Annotated in this window: 15 protein-coding genes; 11 read left to right on the top strand and 4 right to left on the bottom strand. The window is 73.0% G+C overall.

What is annotated here, in order from left to right:
* The 7 genes from EW117_RS09470 to EW117_RS09440 all read left to right on the top strand — a co-directional run bounded on the left by EW117_RS09470 (position 1) and on the right by EW117_RS09440 (position 6,790).
* The gene (locus EW117_RS09470; RefSeq protein WP_129786041.1) at positions 1-486 is read left to right on the top strand and encodes a DUF3180 domain-containing protein; all 486 of its coding nucleotides are present in this window, start codon (positions 1-3) and stop codon (positions 484-486) included.
* A gap of 34 nt (positions 487-520) precedes the next feature.
* Positions 521-1,012, top strand: a complete 492-nt coding sequence (locus tag EW117_RS09465; protein WP_129786039.1) for a PH domain-containing protein — start codon at positions 521-523, stop codon at positions 1,010-1,012.
* Positions 1,009-2,667 (top strand): PH domain-containing protein, encoded by a 1,659-nt coding sequence (locus EW117_RS09460; RefSeq protein ID WP_242504192.1) that lies wholly within the window; start codon positions 1,009-1,011, stop codon positions 2,665-2,667. The genes EW117_RS09465 and EW117_RS09460 overlap by 4 nt, the downstream gene beginning before the upstream one ends.
* Before the next feature lie 8 nt (positions 2,668-2,675).
* Positions 2,676-3,650 (top strand): Rossmann-like and DUF2520 domain-containing protein, encoded by a 975-nt coding sequence (locus tag EW117_RS09455; RefSeq protein ID WP_242504191.1) that lies wholly within the window; start codon positions 2,676-2,678, stop codon positions 3,648-3,650.
* Between the two features lie 101 nt (positions 3,651-3,751).
* Positions 3,752-4,609 (top strand): pantoate--beta-alanine ligase, encoded by an 858-nt coding sequence (gene panC, locus EW117_RS09450; RefSeq protein ID WP_242504190.1) that lies wholly within the window; start codon positions 3,752-3,754, stop codon positions 4,607-4,609.
* A gap of 4 nt (positions 4,610-4,613) precedes the next feature.
* Positions 4,614-5,120 carry an aspartate 1-decarboxylase gene (panD, locus tag EW117_RS09445; protein ID WP_129786034.1) on the top strand — a complete coding sequence of 169 codons (507 nt, stop codon included), beginning with the start codon at positions 4,614-4,616 and terminating at the stop codon, positions 5,118-5,120.
* A complete protein-coding gene (locus EW117_RS09440) occupies positions 5,117-6,790 on the top strand; it encodes an L-aspartate oxidase (protein ID WP_129786032.1) in 1,674 nt (557 codons plus the stop codon). Before panD ends, EW117_RS09440 begins: the two co-directional genes overlap by 4 nt.
* Positions 6,791-7,006: 216 nt before the next feature.
* Here EW117_RS09440 and EW117_RS09435 read toward each other — a convergent pair whose 3' ends face one another.
* From EW117_RS09435 to EW117_RS09420, 4 genes are read right to left on the bottom strand one after another with little or no spacing between them, the layout of a single operon-like run.
* Positions 7,007-8,770 carry an acetyl/propionyl/methylcrotonyl-CoA carboxylase subunit alpha gene (locus EW117_RS09435; protein WP_129786030.1) on the bottom strand — a complete coding sequence of 588 codons (1,764 nt, stop codon included), beginning with the start codon at positions 8,768-8,770 and terminating at the stop codon, positions 7,007-7,009.
* Positions 8,767-10,593 carry a 5-oxoprolinase subunit B/C family protein gene (locus EW117_RS09430; protein ID WP_129786028.1) on the bottom strand — a complete coding sequence of 609 codons (1,827 nt, stop codon included), beginning with the start codon at positions 10,591-10,593 and terminating at the stop codon, positions 8,767-8,769. Before EW117_RS09430 ends, EW117_RS09435 begins: the two co-directional genes overlap by 4 nt.
* Positions 10,593-11,378 carry a LamB/YcsF family protein gene (locus EW117_RS09425; protein ID WP_129786026.1) on the bottom strand — a complete coding sequence of 262 codons (786 nt, stop codon included), beginning with the start codon at positions 11,376-11,378 and terminating at the stop codon, positions 10,593-10,595. The genes EW117_RS09430 and EW117_RS09425 overlap by 1 nt, the downstream gene beginning before the upstream one ends.
* Before the next feature lie 57 nt (positions 11,379-11,435).
* Positions 11,436-12,728, bottom strand: a complete 1,293-nt coding sequence (locus EW117_RS09420) for an NRAMP family divalent metal transporter (RefSeq protein ID WP_207211823.1) — start codon at positions 12,726-12,728, stop codon at positions 11,436-11,438.
* Positions 12,729-12,943: 215 nt separating this feature from the next.
* Between EW117_RS09420 and EW117_RS09415 the strand changes: the two genes are divergently transcribed.
* From EW117_RS09415 to lysS, 4 genes are all read left to right on the top strand, one after another.
* The gene (locus EW117_RS09415; RefSeq protein WP_129786024.1) at positions 12,944-14,470 is read left to right on the top strand and encodes a PIN domain-containing protein; all 1,527 of its coding nucleotides are present in this window, start codon (positions 12,944-12,946) and stop codon (positions 14,468-14,470) included.
* Between the two features lie 209 nt (positions 14,471-14,679).
* A complete protein-coding gene (locus tag EW117_RS09410) occupies positions 14,680-15,348 on the top strand; it encodes a GntR family transcriptional regulator (protein WP_207211822.1) in 669 nt (222 codons plus the stop codon).
* Positions 15,345-16,274, top strand: coding sequence for a carboxylating nicotinate-nucleotide diphosphorylase (gene nadC, locus EW117_RS09405; protein WP_129786020.1), 930 nt, complete (start codon positions 15,345-15,347; stop codon positions 16,272-16,274). The genes EW117_RS09410 and nadC overlap by 4 nt, the downstream gene beginning before the upstream one ends.
* Positions 16,275-16,350: 76 nt before the next feature.
* Entirely contained in the window at positions 16,351-17,901 is a 1,551-nt protein-coding gene (gene lysS / locus EW117_RS09400) for a lysine--tRNA ligase (RefSeq protein WP_422890553.1), read from the top strand.
* Positions 17,902-17,937: the final 36 nt, after the last annotated feature.

Genomic DNA, 17,937 nt, shown 5'->3' with positions numbered 1-17,937 from the left:
ATGCGCAGAACGCCGATCGGTTCCCTGATCGCGGTTCTCGTCGCCGTCGCGATCGTCGGCTGGCTCGTGCTGCGCGCCCTGGAGGGGCGCAGCGTGTACCTGCCCGTGGTGCCCTGGCTGGTCGACGTCGCGATCCTGGCGCTGGCCGGAGCCGTGTTCTGGTCGGGCTGGGCCGTGCGGTCGTACCAGAAGGGCAAGCGGCCCTCGCTCGACGGCGTGCGGGCCGCCCGGACGCTCGTCCTGGCGAAGGCCGCCGCGCTGACCGGTGCGCTGCTCGGCGGCTGGTACCTCGCCCAGGTGCTGGTGGTGCTGGGCGACCTCGCCGTCGAGCCGCGGCGCGACCGCGCGGTGGCGGCCGGCATAGCCGTGCTCTGCTCGGTGGTGCTCGCCGTCGTGGGCCTGATCGTGGAGAAGTTCTGCGAGCTGCCGCCGTCGGACAAGGACCGTGCCAGCTCCGACGAGGGCGAGTCTCCGGCCCCGGCCTGATGCCCGCTGTCCAGCACTTGCCCACTGCGGAAGAATGGCCATCATGACCAGCCCCTTCGAACCGCACGACGTGACCTGGAACCGCGTGTCCCCGCGCCTCGTGACGGCCATGCTGGTACCGGCCGCCATCAGCCTCGGTATACCGGCGGTGGTCGGCGTCGTCCTCGCCACGACCGTCAGTTCCTGGTTCTGGCTCCTCGCCGGCTTCCCGGCCCTCTTCCTGGTGTGGTCGATCCTCCTGGTCCCGCGCCAGGTCAGGGCGATCGGCTACGCCGAGCGCGACGACGACCTCCTCATCCGCAAGGGGGTCATGTTCAAGTCCATGGTCGTGGTCCCCTACGGCCGCATGCAGTACGTGGACGTCGAGGCCGGCCCGCTGGACCGCAAGCTGGGGCTCGCCAAGGTGCAGCTCCACACGGCGTCCGTGGGCACGGACGCCCAGATCCCCGGCCTGCCCCCGGACGAGGCGGCGCGGCTGCGCGACCGCCTGGCGTCCCGTGGTGAGGCCCGTCTGGCGGGGCTGTGAGCACGCCGGAGAACGGGCTCGACAAGCGGGAGCCGGGTCTCGACAAGCTCGACCAGCGGGGCGCGCCCGACCAGCCGGGGGTGCCCGATCAGCCCGCGGCCGAGGATCTCGAGTGGCGGCGCGTCCATCCGATCACACCGCTGGTCCGGGGCTGGGCCGTGGTCGGCGCGGCGATCGTGATCCTGGGCCAGCAGAGCCTCGACGGCGGGCCGCGCGGCGGCCTCATCGCCCTGGTCACCAGCGAGTACTGGTGGACGCTGTTCGCGGCGCTCGCCGCCATCGCCCTCGTGGGCTGGGGCTACTCGGTGCTGGCCTGGCGCATGACCACCTTCGCGATCGGCGAGGAGACCGTGCACCTGCGGCGCGGCATCCTGTTCCGCCAGCAGCGCCACGCCCGCCTGGACCGGCTGCAGTCGGTCGACATCCGGCAGCCGCTCGTCGCGCGCTTCTTCGGGCTGTGCGAGCTCACCCTGGAGACCGCGGGCGGCACCGACTCCGGCGTCGCCATCGGGTTCCTGAAAGGGTCCGACGCCGACGAGCTGCGCGCCGAGCTCCTCGCCCGCGCGGCAGGCCTCAAGGTGGCCAGGAAGAGTCCGGTGGCCGACGCCCGGTCGCGCACCACGCCCGGCACCGTGACCGCCCCCGCCGGTACGGGCGTGGTGGGCGCGCCCGTACCGGGCACCCAGGACGCCGGGACCCAGGACGCCGTCGAGCAGGCTGGGCCCGGGCTACCGGGCGCGCCGGAACCCACGGCGCCGGCCAGTCTCGAAGCGCCGCAGGTCCCCGTCCTGACCGTGCCCCTGGGCCGGCTGATCGCCTCGGTCGTGCGCTCCGGGGCGACGATCACGCTTCTCGTGTGGGCCCTGGGTGTCCTGGTGGTCATGATCGCCACCGGCGAGCTCGCCGTCATCTCCGCGTCGCTGCCCGCTGTGCTCGGCGCCGGCGGCTACCTGTTCGGCCGCCTCACGGGCGAGTTCGACTTCCGCGTGGCCATCTCGCCCGACGGCGTCCGGCTGCGCCACGGGATGCTCGAGACGCGCTCGCAGACCATCCCGCCCGGGCGCGTGCAGGCCGTCCGCCTGGTGCAGAGCGTGCTGTGGCGCGGACGCGACTGGTGGCGCGTGCAGGTCAACGTCGCCGGCTACGGGGGCGAGAGCGAGGAGAAGAACAGCGTGCTGCTGCCCGTCGGCACGCGCGACGAGGCGCTAACCGTGCTCTCCCTCGTGCTGCCCGACCTCGGCGTCGACGAGCCGCGTCGGATCCTCGACGCGGGGCTCGACGGCGACTCCCGGGCGGAGAGCGCGTACGTCACCGCGCCCCGGCGGACCCGCATACTGGATCCGGTGGCGTGGCGCCGCAACGGGTTCACCGTGACCGGGCGCGCACTGCTGCTGCGGCGGGGCCGCATGGTGAAGATTTTGGACGTGGTGCCGCACGAGCGGACGCAGTCGCTGGGCCTGAGCCAGGGTCCCTGGCAACGCCGGCTCGGAGTTGCCTCGTTCCAGGTGCACTCCACCGAGGGCCCGGTGCACCCAGAGGTGCCCCACCTCGGCGCCGACGACGCCGCGCGGCTCATGGCGGACCAGGCCCTGCGCGCCCGCACCGCCCGCGCGTCGGCGGGTCCCGAACGATGGATGGAGCGACAGGACGAATGACCGGACCGGTGGGTGAACCCCAGGAGCCGGCCCGACGGCCCGGCCGGCTCGGTGTCGGCGTCATCGGTGCGGGCCGCGTGGGCGCGGTGCTCGGCAACGCCCTTCGCGCGGCGGGGCACGCCGTGGTCGGCGCGAGCGGCATCTCGGAGGACTCCCGGGAGCGCATAGCCACGCTCCTGCCGGGTGTCCCCAACCTCGAGGTGCCCGACGTCGTCGAGCGCGCCGAGCTCGTGCTCCTCGCGGTCCCCGACGACGCCCTGGGCCCCCTGGTCTCCGGCCTCGCCGACACGGGGGCCTGGCAGCCGGGGCAGCTCGCGGTGCACACGTCCGGCCGCTTCGGGACCGCCGTGCTGGAGCCCGCCCGGCTCGGCGGCGCCATCCCGCTGGCCGTGCACCCCGCCATGACGTTCTCCGGCACGTCCCTGGACCTTGCGCGTCTGGAGGGCTGCACCTTCGCCGTGACCGGCCCCGCGCCGGTGCTGCCGATCGGGCAGGCCCTCGTGGTCGAGATCGGCGGCGAGCCCGTGATCGTGGACGAGGCGGCCCGCGGTCTCTACCACGCGGCCCTCGCCCACGGTTCGAACCACCTCGTGGTGCTCGTCGCGCAGGCCGCGCAGGCGCTGGAGGCGGCGGGCATCGAGTCGCCCGGGCGGGTGCTCGCGCCGCTGCTGTCCGCGGCGCTCGAGTCGGCCACCCGGTCCGCGGACGCGCGCGCCGGCGTCGGGCCGGGGGCGATCTCCGCGCTCACCGGGCCGGTCTCGCGGGGCGACGTCGGCACCGTGCGCAGCCACCTGACCGAGCTCAGCGCGCTGGCCGCCGCCAGTGGCGCCACCGACGTGCCGGACAGCTACACCGAGCTGGCCCGCGGGGCCACGCGGCGCGCGCTGGCGAGCCACCGCATCGACGACACGGCGGCTCAGGCGCTGCTGGATGCGCTGGACAACGCGACCGGGGAGTCGCGCGCAGGAAGGAAGACACAGTGATCATGCAGGCCGCCTCTAGCCCTCAAACTCCACCCGATGCGGAATCCGCGCAACAGGCCCCCCTGGTTGTTCGCACCCGCTCCGAGCTGCGCGACGCGCAGATGCGCTGGGCCATCGGGGGGCCCCTGGAGCCGGCCGGACCCGACGCGGGTCCGGGCAAGCGCGCCGTCGTCATGACGATGGGCGCCCTGCACGACGGGCACCTGGAGCTGGTGCGCCGGGCGCGCGCGGAGGCCGGCGCGAACGGCCAGGTCGTCGTCACGATCTTCGTGAACCCGCTGCAGTTCGGCGCGGGCGAGGACCTCGACACCTACCCGCGTGACCTGGACGGCGACGTCGCCAAGCTCGCCGGCGTCGGGGCGGACGTCGTGTTCGCGCCCACGCCCGACGTCGTCTACCCGGACGGCGACCCGGTGGTGCGCGTTTCCGCGGGGCACATCGGCGACGTGCTCGAGGGCGAGCACCGGCCCGGGCACCTGGACGGCGTGCTCACCGTGGTGCTCAAGCTGATGCACCTGGTGCGGCCCGACGTCGCGCTGTTCGGCGAGAAGGATGCCCAGCAGCTGCTGGCCGTGCGCCGCATGGCGCGCGACCTGGAGGTGCCGGTCGAGGTGCTGGGCGTGCCCACGGTGCGGGAGCACGACGGACTGGCCATGTCGTCGCGTAACGCGTACCTGTCGGCGGACGAGCGGGAGCGCGCCGTCGCGCTGTCTCGCGCGCTGCGTGCCGGAGCGGCGGCCGCGGGCAGCGGCCCGGCGGGTGTGATCAACGCCGCGCGCCAAGTGCTGGACGAGGCCGACGGCGTCGTGGTCGACTACCTCGCGCTCGTCGATCCGGTGACCGTGGACGCGGTCGCCGACGACTACTCCGGCCATGCGCTGCTGCTCGTGGCCGCACGGGTGGGTAGTACCCGCCTGATCGACAACCAGGCCGTCGAGGTCTCGCCAGACCAGAGGTAACGCCATGAGCTCCACCCCGCACCGCCCGCCCGTCGGCCGCCCCGCGTCGCTGCAGCGGCCGATGATGATCGCGAAGATCCACCGCGCCACCGTGACGCAGGCGGACCTGCACTACGTCGGGTCCATCACCGTGGACGCCGACCTGCTCGACGCCGCGGACCTGGTCCCCGGCCAGCAGGTCGACGTCGTCGACGTGACGAACGGTGCCCGCCTGACCACCTACGTCATCCCTGGTGAGCCGGGTTCCGGCCAGATCTGCATCAACGGCGCGGCGGCCCACCTGGTCAGCCCGGGCGACGTCGTCATCCTGATCGCCTACGGCATGCTCTCCGACCACGACGCGCGGACCTTCCTGCCGAACGTCGTGTTCGTCGACGAGAAGAACCACATAGTCGAGGTCAACGACGAGCCCGGACACGTGCCGGACGGGTACGGCCTGGAGGAGAGCGGCCTCGCGATCGAGCCGTTCCAGCAGGCCGGCCTGGTGCGCACGGCGTCGGGCCGCGCGTGAGCCCCACCCCAGGACCTGGCCCTCGCCTCGCTCGTTCTCTCGCCGCCCAGGCGCCCGGCTGGACGGTCGAGGCCGACGCGGTGGTCGTCGGCTCGGGTATCGCCGGCCTGACGGCTGCGCTCGAGCTACGCACCCGCGTGCCACGGGTGGTGCTCGTGACCAAGGGCGAGCTCTCGTCCGGGTCCACGGTGTGGGCGCAGGGTGGCATCGCCGCCGCGCTCGACCCGTCCGACTCTCCCGAGGCACACCTCGCGGACACGCTGGTCGCGGGCGGCGGCCTGTCCGAACCGGAGGCCGTGCAGGTGCTGGTCACCGAAGGCCCGGAGCGCGTGCGCGAGCTCGTGGCGCGCGGTGCGGTCTTCGACAAGGCGGCCGACGGCGACATCGCGCTCACCCGCGAGGGCGGCCACCACGCCGACCGGATCGCGCACGCCGGCGGCGACGCCACGGGCGCGGAGATCTCCCGGGCGCTGGTCGCGCAGATCGAGGCGGTGCGCCACGACCCGGGCATCGAGGTGGTCGAGAACGCCCTGGTCCTGGACGTGCTGACGACGGTGGCCGGGCGGGCCTGCGGCGTGACCCTGCACGTGCGGGGCGCTGGCTCGCGGGACGGCGTCGGTGCCGCGCTGGCCCCCGCCGTCGTGCTGGCCACGGGCGGGATCGGGCAGGTCTTCCGGTCGTCGACCAACCCGGCCGGTGCGACGGGCGACGGGATCGCCGCCGCCCTGCGGTCGGGTGCGGTGCTGGGCGACCTGGAGTTCGTCCAGTTCCACCCGACGGTCCTCTGGCTGGGCTCGGGCGCCAAGGGCCAGCTGCCCCTCATCTCCGAGGCCGTGCGGGGCGAGGGTGCGCTGCTGCTCGACGTCGACGGGCACCGGTTCATGCCCGCCGTGCACGAGATGGCGGAGCTGGCGCCGCGGGACGTCGTCGCGCACGCGATAGTGCGGCAGATGGCCGCCACCGGGGCCGACAACGTGCTGCTCGACGCCCGCCACCTGGGCCGGGAGTTCCTCCGCACGCGGTTCCCGACGATCAACGCCCGGCTGCTGGAGGCCGGCATCGACTGGTCCGAGGAGCCGGTGCCGGTGGCTCCGGCGCAGCACTACCACTCGGGCGGTGTCGTGACCGACCTCGACGGCCGATCCTCGGTGGACGGGCTCTACTCTGTCGGCGAGGTCGCGTGCACGGGCGTGCACGGGGCGAACCGGCTCGCGTCGAACTCGCTGCTCGAAGGCATTGTGTTCGCCTCGCGCGCGGCGCGCGACGTTGCTGCCCGGTTCGACGCGGGCGAGCTCAAGCCGGGGGAGCCGGCCGAGCGCGCCGGCGGTTCCGCGCTGGTCGCGGCCGCCGCCCGGTCGCGGATCCAGAAGGTGACCTCCGCCGGGGCGGGCGTGATCCGGTCGGCGCGCTCGCTGGCCGAGGTCGACGAGCGGCTCGGCGCCGTCCGCGCCGACGCCCACCTGGCTGCCGAGGTCGTGGCCGAGCCCCAGGCCGCGGAGTGGGAGACCACCAACGTGCACCAGGTCGCGCGCGCCCTGACCCGCGCGGCCTGGCTGCGCGAGGAGACCCGCGGCGGCCACTACCGCACGGACTTCCCCAAGCCGGCCGAGGCCTGGAAGCGCCGGGTCGAGGTGTGGCTCGACGACGACGGGGTGCTCACGGCGGAGTGAGCCAGGTCGACATGGATCCGGCGCCGAACCGCAACTTGATGGTGAGCCTCCGGCGCCGAACCGCAACTTGCTGGTCGATCAGCGCCAGTATCGACGTGTTCGCTGCGGCTCCAACTTTGTCACCGCTGGCACGCCAAAACCTTGCAATGGTGTGATGTCTTTGACGGGTGGGAGCAAGTAGCGGGTTCTTCCGCGGGCGGAATCGTGTGCAGCTCTCTACCGCACTACATAGCCGATCGGGTCATCCGCAACGACCGGCGCGCCCTCTGGTCTTGAGTGCTCCAGCATTCCTGCGGCGTCGGCCACGAGCTGCGTCTCCATCTTCATCGCCTCGACGACGGCGACGGGCTGGCCATCGGCGACGGTCTCGCCGTCGGCCACCAGCCAGCGCACCAGGGTGCCCGGCATGGCGGGGAGCAGCGGGACACGCCCGGCGTCGTCCACGCTGTGCGACGCCGGAGGCGCGCCCTGGGCCGGTGCCGCGCCCGAGCCGGCCGCGGGGCCGACGCCGAACCCCATCCCGCCCGGAGTGCGTACCCGGTGCCGCTTCCCGTCGATCTCGACCCACGTCTCCACGACCCCGGGCTCGACCACAGGCGCGGTCAGCGCCTGGGGGTCGATCGAGGCGAGCAGCTCCGTCTCTATCCACTGTGTGTGGACGGCGAAGCCGGACCCGTCGGTCGAGGCGGTGAACGCCGGGTCTTCGAGCACCGCGCGGTGGAACGGCAGCACCGTGGGCACGCCGTCGACCACCGTCTCGGCCGCGGCCCGCCGGGTCCGGGCGAGCGCGGCCTCGCGGGTGGGGCCCCACACGACGATCTTGGCGAACAGCGAGTCGAACTCGCCGGGGATCACCGACCCCGGCTCGACCCCGGCGTCCACCCGCACACCCGGGCCCGACGGCGGCACGAACCGATCGATACGCCCGGGGCCGGGCAGGAACCCGCGCGCCGGGTCCTCGGCGTTGAGCCGCAGTTCGATGGCGTGCCCGCGCGGGGCGGGGTCCTCGGTCACCGACAGCGGAAGGCCGCTCGCCACACGGAGCTGTTCGACCACGAGGTCGAGCTCGGTGGTCTCCTCCGTGACGGGATGCTCCACCTGGAGCCGCGTGTTGACCTCCAGGAACGAGAGGGTGCCGTCCGCGCCGAGCAGGAACTCCACGGTCCCGGCGCCGCGGTATCCGGCGGCGGCGCACAGGTCGCGAGCCGACTCGTGGATCCGCTTGCGTACCGCGGGGTCGAGGAACGGCGCGGGGGCCTCCTCGACCAGCTTCTGGTTGCGTCGCTGCAGGGAGCAGTCGCGCGTGCCCGCGACGACCACGTGCCCGTGGTTGTCGGCGATGACCTGCGCCTCCACGTGCCGGGGCCGCTCCAGGAACCGTTCGACGAAGCACTCGCCGTGCCCGAATGCGGCCTCGGCCTCGCGCCGGGCGGCGTCGAACAGCTCGGGCACCTCTTCCAGGGTCCGGGCCACGCGCATGCCGCGTCCGCCACCGCCGTGCGCGGCCTTGATGGCGAGCGGCAGACCGTGCTCCTCGGCGAAGGCGAGCGCGCCGGCGGAGTCGGGCACCGGGCCGGCCGAGCCGGGCACCAGGGGCGCGCCGACCGTCCGGGCAAGGTCGCGCGCGGCGATCTTGTCGCCGAGCAGCTCGATCGTGGCCGACGTCGGCCCCACCCACACGAGCCCGGCCTCCTCGACGGCGCGTGCGGCGGCAGCGCGCTCGGACAGGAAGCCGTACCCGGGGTGGACGGCGTCCGCGCCGGAGCGGCGGGCGACGTCGAGCAGCTTCTCGACCGACAGGTAGGTCTCGGTGGCGGTGCGGCCGTCCAGGGACCAGGCCTCGTCGGCCAGGCGGACGTGCGGGGCCTCGGCGTCGCCGTCGGCGTACACGGCGACGGAGCGGATGCCCAGGTCCGCACACGCGCGGATGACGCGGACCGCTATCTCGCCTCGGTTCGCGACGAGCACGGTGCGGATCATGGGGTGCCTCCTGGGTGGTTCTGGATCGTGTCTTCCGCCCGGGCGCCCGGCGTGCGGTCGCGGACGGCGAAGCGGACGCGTGCGCCCGCGGGGAGCTGCGCGGCGAGCGGCACGTGGGCGGCGGCGACCGCCCCGACCACGGGATACCCGCCGGTCAGGGGATGATCGGCGAGGAAAAGGACGGGCAGCCCGTCCGGCGGTACCTGGATGGCGCCGGTCACGCAGCCCTCGCTGGGCAGCTCGGCGCCGTCCCGGTCCGGGATCCGGGCGAGGGGCTCGCCGTCCAGCCGCAGCCCGATCCGGTTGGAGCGCGGCGTCACCAGCCAGTCCTGGCCGGTCAGGCGCGCGATGGCCGCGGCGTCGAACCAGTCGTCGCGTGGCCCCAGGACGATCGGCAGCACTGTCACCTCGCCGGGTGCCGGCAGGCTGCCCGACGGCGGCGCCTCGCCCGGGCGCACCGCGGTCCCTGGGCTGGTCGGGCTCGCCTGGCTGGTCGGGCCGGCTGGCCAGGCTGCCGGGACGCCCCGCTCCGGGACGCCGACGGGCAGCAGGTCGCCGGGCCCCAGCGGGTCGGGTCCCAGCCCGGCCAGCACGTCGGTGGCGCGGCTGCCCAGCACGGGCGGCACGGCGATCCCGCCGCGCACCGCCACGTAGGCACGCATGCCCCGGGCGGGCGGCGCGAGGCGCAGCTCGTCGCCGTCGTCCAGCGCGAAGGGTTCGCCCGGCCGCGGACGCCGGTCGGGGCGGGACGGCTCTACGGCACCTGGTTCGGCGGAGCTCGGCTCGGCGTTGCCCGATATGCGTCCCGATCGGGCTGCACCCGGCCGCACCACGATCTCGCCCACCGCCCCCGTCACCGCGAGCACCTGCGGTCCGTGGGCGCGCAGCCGCAGGCCGCCGACCGACTCGACGGCCGCGGCGTCCGACGGGTTGCCGACGGCGCGGTTGGCCGATCGCAGGCTCGGCCGGTCCAAGGCGCCGGATGCCGAGACGCCGGCCCCCTCGGAACCGGGCCGCCCGAGGTCCTGGACCAGCGCCTGCACGCCGGGGCTCACGACTTCAAGAGCTCCGCGACCAAGGTCTGCGCCGGGGACCGCCGTCTCCGTGGGCTCGCAAAGGTCCGCCTGGACCACACGCTCGTGCACGGTTTCGAGCGGAGGAGCATGCCCAAGTGTGTGGTCGACGCGGACCTTCCTGGTGTCTCCGGCCAGCTCGCGGACCGCTACGAAGCGGACGCCGTCGCCTGGGAGCAGCAGGGCCGGGCGCTCGCGCGTCACGTCCCAGACGGGCGCGTCGGTACGGCCCAGGAGCTGCCACCCGCCGGGGCTCTCCCGCGGATAGACGCCGCTGTACTGCCCGGCGAGTGCCACCGACCCGGCCGGAACACGGGTGCGCGGGGTCGAGCGGCGGGGGACCACGAGCTCGGCGTCGTCGCTGGTCATATACGCGAACCCGGGCGCGAACCCGACGAACCCGATTGTCCACGCGGCGGCGGTGTGCCGCCGCACGAGCTCCTCGGGGCTCCAGCCGAGGAGCTCGGCCGCCTCGGCGAGGTCGGCGCCGTCGTACAGGACGTTGATCTCGACGGTCCGCGCGGTCGCGGTGGCGCGCCGCTCCAGCGGACGGGTCCGGAGTTCCGCGGCCAGGGCCGCCGCGGTGATCGCCGAAGGGCGGAAGGGCACGAGCAGCGTCCGCGCGCCCGGTACGGGCATGCCGACGCCGCGCACCGGGTCGGCCAGCAGGGACTCGTACAGCGCGACCGCCTGGTCCAGGTCGTCGAGCTCGACCAGGAGGGCGTCGTCGCGGGCGGTCAGTACCCGCATCACGCTGCGGGGCCGCTGCCCGCCGCCGGGGCGAACGCCGTGAGCGTGATGCCCTCGGCGTCGAACACCTCGCGGATCCGCCGGGCCATGGCGACGGCGCCGGGGGAGTCGCCGTGCACGCACACCGAGTCGGCGCGCACGGCGACGTCGGACCCGTCCACCGCCGTGACCACGCCCTCGGTGACGAGGCGAAGCATGCGCCGCGCGACGTCGTCGGCGTCGTGCAGCACGGAACCCGGCTCGCGCCGGGAGACCAGGCGGCCCTCGGGGGTGTACGCACGGTCCGCGAACGCCTCGGTGGCGGTCGCGAGACCGGCGTCGGACGCCGCGGCCAGGGCCACGCTGCCGGGCAGGCCCAGCAGCACGAGCCCCGGGTCGACGGCGGCGACGGCGGACGCCACGGCCTTGGCGACCCGCTCGTCGACCGCCGCCGTGTTGTACAGCGCGCCGTGCGGCTTGACGTAGGTGACGACCCCGCCCTCGGCGTCCGCCAGGCCGCGGAGCGCGCCGATCTGGTAGGCGACGTCGGCCTCGAGCTCGTCGTCGGGCACGTCCATGTTGCGGCGGCCGAACCCGGCCAGGTCACGGTAGCCGACGTGCGCGCCGATAGTGACGCCGTGCGCCACCGCCGACCGCACGGTGCGGCGGATGGACGCCGGGTCCCCGGCGTGGAACCCGCAGGCGACGTTGGCGCTGGAGACGATGCCGAGCATCTGCTCGTCGTCGCCGAGGCTCCAGCGGCCGAAGCCCTCGCCGAGGTCGCTGTTCAGATCGACGGCGCTCATGGTGCGTTTGTCCTTTCGGTGGTGCGAGGTGCCGAGCCGGAGGCTCAGGCGGGCCGGTCAGGCGGAGAGCAGGTCGAAGATCGGCCCCACCGCGTTGACCGCCATGTACCAGGTGACCACGGTGGCCAGGGTTCCGACCACCAGGAGCCACCGCGGGTACCGCACGCCGCCCAGCAGCGAGCCGCGGAACCAGCCGATGTACATGAACAGGGTCAGCCCGATCGGCAGGATGAGGCCGTTCACACCACCCACGAACACCAGCAGGGTGGCCGGTGCGGTACCGATCGTCAGGTACACCGCCAGCGAGACGACGATGAAGCCCACCGTCCACAGGTCGGCGGCGCGGCCCGTGATCCTGGCGGAGAACACCGGCAGGAACGAGACCGACGTGTAGGCGGCCCCGATGACGCTGGTGATCGCCGCGATCCAGAACACCGCGCCGAAGATGCGCAGGCCGGTCTCGCCGGCCGCGGCACCGAACGCGTCGGCGGCCGGGTTGCCGGCCACGTCCAGCACGACGCCGGAGGCGACGACGCCGAGGATCGCCAGGAACAGCACGTACCGCATGATCCCGGTGACGATGATGCCGCTGACGGCTGCCCGGTTGACCTCCCGGACGTGCTCGGGGCCCGCCGTCCCGGAGTCGAGCAGCTTGTGCGCGCCGGCGTACGTGATGTATCCGCCGACGGTGCCGCCCACGATCGTGGTGATGGTGGCGAAGTCGATGGTGTCGGGCAGCACCGTCTGCTTCAGTGCCTCGCCGACGGGCGGGCCGGACAGGATCATGACGATCACGGTGAGCACGATCATCACCAGGCCGGCCACGATGACGACCCGGTCGACGACGGCTCCCGCGCGCTTGGCGAGGAAGATGGCGACGGCGATGGCGGCGCTGATCGCGCCGCCCAGCCGGGGGTCCATGCCGAACAGGGCGTTCATGCCCAGGCCGGCGCCCGCGGTGTTGCCGATGTTGAAGATCAGCCCGCCGAACACGATCAGCACGGCGAGCACGTAGCCGCTGCCCGGCAGGGCTTCGTTGGCCAGCACGCTCGCGCGCTTGCCGGTCAGCGTGATCATGCGCCACACGTTCATCTGGACGGCGAGGTCCAGCAGGATCGAGACGAGGATGCCGAACGCGAACGCGGCACCGAGCTGCTGGGTGAAGGTGGCGGTCTGGGTGATGAAGCCGGGACCGATGGCGGAGGTCGCCATGAGGAAGAGCGCGCCCAGCAGGGAGCGGCTGCGCGCGGAGGCGAACCGATTGATACCGGCTCGCGGGGTGCCCGGGGGCGGCTCCGGGGCCGCTGTTCCGGCCGGCGGGCTCGCGGGCTCGTGGCTCGTGTCGGACATGGCGTCCTCCTGGTCGTTGTGATGCACCGGATTGTTCAACAGTCAGGATCGTGTCGCTCGGATGTTTCATCCGCATTGCCGGACCTTGTCGATCATGGCACGGCTCCAGCGCTGGGGCATAGGCCGGGATACGAGATGTTTACGTTTCTGGCCCTGTCGGATTGTTCAACGAAGCCCTACGGTCAGTCACGACACCTCTGAGGGGAGAGACGACCATGTCGACACCACGTACCGCCGTCAGAGCACGGGCGGGCGCCGTAGCCCTCGCGCTCTGCGCCACCACGGCTCTGGCGGCTCCGGCGTCCGCCGGGGCTCCGCCCGAAGCCGAGGCTCCGGCCGCCGAATGCCTCGACCCGAGCATCCCGCTCTCGGTCGAGGAGCGCCGCCTGGCCGCCCACCTGCCTGACGCCGCCGATCCGACGGTGCCCGCCGACAAGACCTACGCCCGGACCGTCATCGAGGGCGGCGGCTTCGGCGGGTATGCGGCCGCCCTCACGGCGGCCCTGTGCCGCACCGGCACGCTCGACGGCGCGACGGCCCTGGCCGAGCGGAAGGGCGAGGCCCTGTGGGACGCCGCCGTCCGTCGCGCCCAGGCCGACGGCGACGTCCCGGGTGACCTGCCCGCGAGCGACGACCGCCCGCTGTACTGGACCCGCGTCGAGGCCATGGCGGTGCTGCGCCAGTGGGCGCCGGAAGGCGGCCTCACCGGCGCCGAGCGCGCCGGCCTGATCGAGACGTTCGACAAGGCCGCGCGCGGCATGTTCGACATCGATCTGCCGCGCGGTGACAACGTCCTGCGCGTGATCGTCAGCGGGTTCGACGTCTACACGCTCGACGGCGGCACCACCTCGCCGGCGCCGGGCACCGTCGGCAACAACATCCGGCACGGCAACCCGTCGGGCGCCACCGCGCTCTCGCTGGACGGCACCACCTACCGCACCGACGGCGGCAAGCTCGCCCATGTCGAGGCGTACACGCTGCCCGTGAGCTACCCCGAGTTCGAGCGTGGCTACCTCGAGGACACGGTCGGCCCGTTCATGGAGCCCGGTCCCCGGCAGGTCGACGCGTCGCTCACCGTGAGCCAGGCCGGCGGGTCGCAGTTCAACCTGGAGCAGTGGAACGGCCGCTACCACGGCACCTACCCGGGAAACGACAACGGCTTGCCGTGCCCGATCGTGGGCGGCGTGCCACAGCTCGCGGTCGACAACCCGGGCTGCAACATCCAGGTCGTCGACCGCTGGGGCGGTGGCGACGGGCTCACCGACCCGCCGCAGTGGACCACGGCGAGCCTGCCGATCGCGGAGATGATCGCCGCCGACACCGGGGCCGACGTGCCGCGCCCGCCGGGCGACACGTGGCCGGACCCGTCGGTCGCTTTCGGCGTCGTCTGGAACACGAGCTACACGCAGTTCCCCGACTGCACGTCGCCCGCGCGCGAGACATTCAACAGCCCGCCGCCCGTCGACTACCCACCGGCCACGCCGCCGGTGCCGCCGGCCGAGGGCTCCTGCTCGTACAGCGGGGGTGGCGGCAACTACCTCTCGAACGAGAGCGCCTATCGCAACACGCTGCTGCGTGACCGAGCCGGGCTCGACATCCCGGCCGGGCACATCCACACCCCGGACATGCAGCACTTCGAGACCGACTTCGGCGTGAGCGACCCGACGTTCGACGCGTGGCGCACCTCGATAGCGGCCCAGTCCCGCAACCTGGTCCACACGGTCCTGAACACGATCGACTAACCACATCCGCCGAGGTAGAACCCTGGCGAGGTAGAACCCTGGCGAGGTAGGACCAGGGCGAAGTAGAACCGCAGCGAGCCAGAACTCGAGCACATGGCTCAGCTTCTACCTCGCCAAGCTTCTACCTCGCCAGGCTTCTACTTCGCCAGAGTTCTACTTCGCCCTGGTCCTACCTCGGCGGGGGAAGGTGGGTCCGTAGGATGGGTTCAGTGACAACCGATCGGGCCGAGCGGAGTGCCGACGCCATCCGCGAACTGATCGTCACCGGGCGCCTGACGCCCGGGCAGCGGCTCTCCGAGCAGTCGGTCAGCGAGTCGCTCGACGTCTCCCGCAACACCCTGCGCGAGGCCTTCCGGATCCTGGTCCACGAGGGCCTGCTGGTCCGGCGCCCCAACGCGGGCGTCGCCGTCGCGCGACCCACCCTCGCCGACATCGTCGACATCTACCGCGTGCGGCGGCTCATCGAGGTCCCCGTGCTCGCCGCCGGCGACCCCGCCCACCCGGGGGCCCGCATCATGCGGGACGCCGTCGACGCGGCCCTCGCCGCCCGGCTCGGCGGCGACTGGCGCGACATCGCCGCCGCCAACATGCGGTTCCACTCGGGGATCGTGGCGCTCGCGGGCAGCCCCCGCCTCGACCGCGTGCACGCGAACCTCTCCGCCGAGCTGCGCCTGTCGTTCGGCCTGCTGGGCGACAACGGCTCCTTCTTCGACGGCTTCGTGGACCGCAACGCCGGCCTGCTGCGCCGGTTCCTGGCGGGCGACGCCGACGGCGCCGCGGCGGACCTGAACCGCTACCTCACGGACTCGGAGCGCATGCTCCAGGACATGGTGGACGGCGCTGCCCCGGTCGGCTCGCCGGATACCGTGAGCCTGTGAGCACTCTTCCCATCTTCGACTCCCCCTCCACGGTCAGCCCGGGGCTCGACGCCGCCTGGATCGCCCGCACCGTCGAGGTGGCCCTCGACGAGGACCTGGGCCCCGCGCCCGGCCGGGACGTCACCTCGCAGGCGACCATCCCGCCGTCGGGCACCGGGGTGGCCGAGCTGGTGGCACGGGAGGACGGCGTGGTGGCAGGCCTCGTGGTGGTGCGCGAGGTACTGGACCAGGTCGCGACCCGGCTGGGCCTGCCGGCCCCGACCGTCACGTACCACGCGCAGGACGGCGACGCCGTCACTGCGGGCCAGGTCCTGGCGGTCCTGAGCGGCCGCACCCAGGTGCTGCTCGTGGCCGAGCGGACCATGCTCAACCTGGCCAGCCGCGCGTCCGGCGTCGCGACGGCGACCCGCGCGTTCGCCCGCGAGCTCGCCGGCACGGGTGCGCGGGTGCTCGACACCCGCAAGACGACCCCGGGCCTGCGCGCCCTGCAGAAGTACGCGGTGCGGGCCGGCGGCGGCACCAACAAGCGCATGGGCCTGTACGACGTCGCCATGGTCAAGGACAACCACGTGGTCGCCGCCGGGTCGGTCGCCGCGGCGATCCGCGCCGTCCGCGAGATGTTCCCCGACGTCCAGATCCAGGTCGAGGCCGACACGACCGCCCAGGCCCTGGAGGCCCTGGCCTCGGGCGCGGACTTCCTGCTGCTCGACAACATGGAACCGGAGCTGCTCGCCGAGACCGTGACCGCCGTCCGCGCGCGGGAGGGGCGCGACGGCGTCCCCGCGCACGTCGAGCTGGAGGCGACCGGGAACCTGACGCTCGACAGGGCGCGCAAGATCGCGGCCACGGGAGTGGACTACCTGTCGGTAGGCGCCCTCACCCACAGCGCCCCCATCCTGGACCTCGCCCTGGACCTCCGCCCCTGACGCCGGCCCCGCTGAGTGCTGGCTATTCGCCCCTCCGATGTGGCCAACGCGGCGAAAATCCCGCACTCAGCGGGTGATGGGCACCGATAGAATCGCATCCGTGACCGATAACCCCGCCGCCGAGAATGCCGCGACCCCGCCGACCGATGACCTGCCCGAGCAGCTGCGGATCCGGCGCGAGAAGCGTGAGCGCCTGCTGGCGCGCGGCATCGAGGCCTACCCGGTCACCGTCCCGGTCACCCACGCAATCACCGAGGTGCGCGCGACGTACGGCCACCTCGAGGCCGGCCAGGAGACGGACGACGTCGTCGGCGTCGCCGGCCGGGTCGTGTTCATCCGCATCGGCGGCAAGCTCTGCTTCGTCACGCTGCAGGACGGCGAGGGCAACCGCCTCCAGGGCATGCTGAGCCTCGCCGAGCTCGGTGAGGAGGCGCTCGCGGCGTTCAAGACCGACGTCGACCTGGGCGACCACCTCTTCCTGCGCGGCCGCGTGGGCTCGTCGCGGCGCGGCGAGCTGAGCATCTTCGCGGACGAGTGGCAGATCGCGGCGAAGTCGCTGCGCCCGCTGCCCGTGCTGCACAAGGACCTGTCCGAGGAGGCGCGCGTCCGGCAGCGCTACGTCGACCTCATCGCACGCCCCGCCGCCCGTGACATGGTGCGCCTGCGTGCCGGCGTCGTGCGTTCTTTGCGGGAAAACTTCCACCGCCGCAGCTTTATCGAGGTCGAGACTCCGATGCTGCAGACCATTGCCTCGGGCGCGAGCGCCCGGCCTTTCTCGACGCACATGAATGCGTACGACCTGGAGCTCTTCCTGCGCATCGCGCCCGAGATCTTCCTCAAGAAGGCGGTCGTCGGGGGTGTCGAGAAGGTTTTCGAGATCAACCGTAACTTCCGTAACGAGGGTGCGGACTCGTCGCACTCGCCGGAGTTCGCCATGCTCGAGGCGTACGAGGCCTACGGGGATTACAACACCATCGGCGCGCTCACCCAGGACCTGGTGCAGACGGCGGCACAGGACGTTCTCGGCACCACGCTCGTCGGCCTTCCGGACGGTTCCGAGTACGAGCTGGGCGGTGAATGGGCAAACCTACGGATGTACGACTCGCTCTCCGAAAGCCTCGGCGAGGAGATCACCGGCGACACGTCGGTCGAGGAACTCGAGAAGATCGCCGGCCGCCTCGACATCGAGGTCGGCAACAAGAAGATTCTCAATCACGGAAAGCTCGTCGAGACGCTCTGGGAGCACCGGGTGGGTGACCACCTGTCGGCGCCGACGTTCGTCCGGGACTTTCCCGTGGAGACGTCGCCGCTCACCCGTGACCACCGCTCGGAAAAGGGGCAGGTCGAGAAGTGGGACCTGTACGTCCGGGGCGTCGAGCTGGCCACGGGCTACTCCGAGCTGGTCGACCCCGTGATCCAGCGGCAGCGCTTCGAGGCGCAGGCCAGGATGGCCGCGGCCGGCGACGACGAGGCCATGCTGCTGGACGAAGATTTCCTGACCGCGATGGAATTCGCCATGCCCCCTTCGGGCGGAATGGGCATGGGCATCGACCGCCTGCTCATGGCGCTGACGGGCCAGGGGATCCGCGAGACCATCCTTTTCCCGCTGGTGAAGCCGCAGGCCTGAGAAATATGAACCGCGCAGACGAGTTTGTGAGGATCT

It is taken from the genome of Promicromonospora panici (assembly GCF_900608595.1).
GTDB classification, from domain to species: domain Bacteria; phylum Actinomycetota; class Actinomycetes; order Actinomycetales; family Cellulomonadaceae; genus Promicromonospora; species Promicromonospora panici.
Note: the sequence above shows the minus strand (reverse complement) of the source record. Positions and strands in the feature narration are given on the sequence as shown.

Bases quoted from the DNA above. Each gene is read 5' to 3' on its own strand.
- EW117_RS09470 (WP_129786041.1), top strand. From the start codon at position 1: ATGCGCAGAACGCCGATCGGTTCCCTGATCGCGGTTCTCGTCGCCGTC.
- EW117_RS09465 (WP_129786039.1), top strand. From the start codon at position 521: ATGGCCATCATGACCAGCCCCTTCGAACCGCACGACGTGACCTGGAAC.
- panC (WP_242504190.1), top strand. From the start codon at position 3,752: ATGCGCTGGGCCATCGGGGGGCCCCTGGAGCCGGCCGGACCCGACGCG.
- panD (WP_129786034.1), top strand. From the start codon at position 4,614: ATGAGCTCCACCCCGCACCGCCCGCCCGTCGGCCGCCCCGCGTCGCTG.
- EW117_RS09435 (WP_129786030.1), bottom strand. From the start codon at position 8,770: ATGATCCGCACCGTGCTCGTCGCGAACCGAGGCGAGATAGCGGTCCGC.
- EW117_RS09430 (WP_129786028.1), bottom strand. From the start codon at position 10,593: ATGCGGGTACTGACCGCCCGCGACGACGCCCTCCTGGTCGAGCTCGAC.
- EW117_RS09425 (WP_129786026.1), bottom strand. From the start codon at position 11,378: ATGAGCGCCGTCGATCTGAACAGCGACCTCGGCGAGGGCTTCGGCCGC.
- EW117_RS09420 (WP_207211823.1), bottom strand. From the start codon at position 12,728: ATGTCCGACACGAGCCACGAGCCCGCGAGCCCGCCGGCCGGAACAGCG.
- EW117_RS09415 (WP_129786024.1), top strand. From the start codon at position 12,944: ATGTCGACACCACGTACCGCCGTCAGAGCACGGGCGGGCGCCGTAGCC.
- lysS (WP_422890553.1), top strand. From the start codon at position 16,351: ATGGGCACCGATAGAATCGCATCCGTGACCGATAACCCCGCCGCCGAG.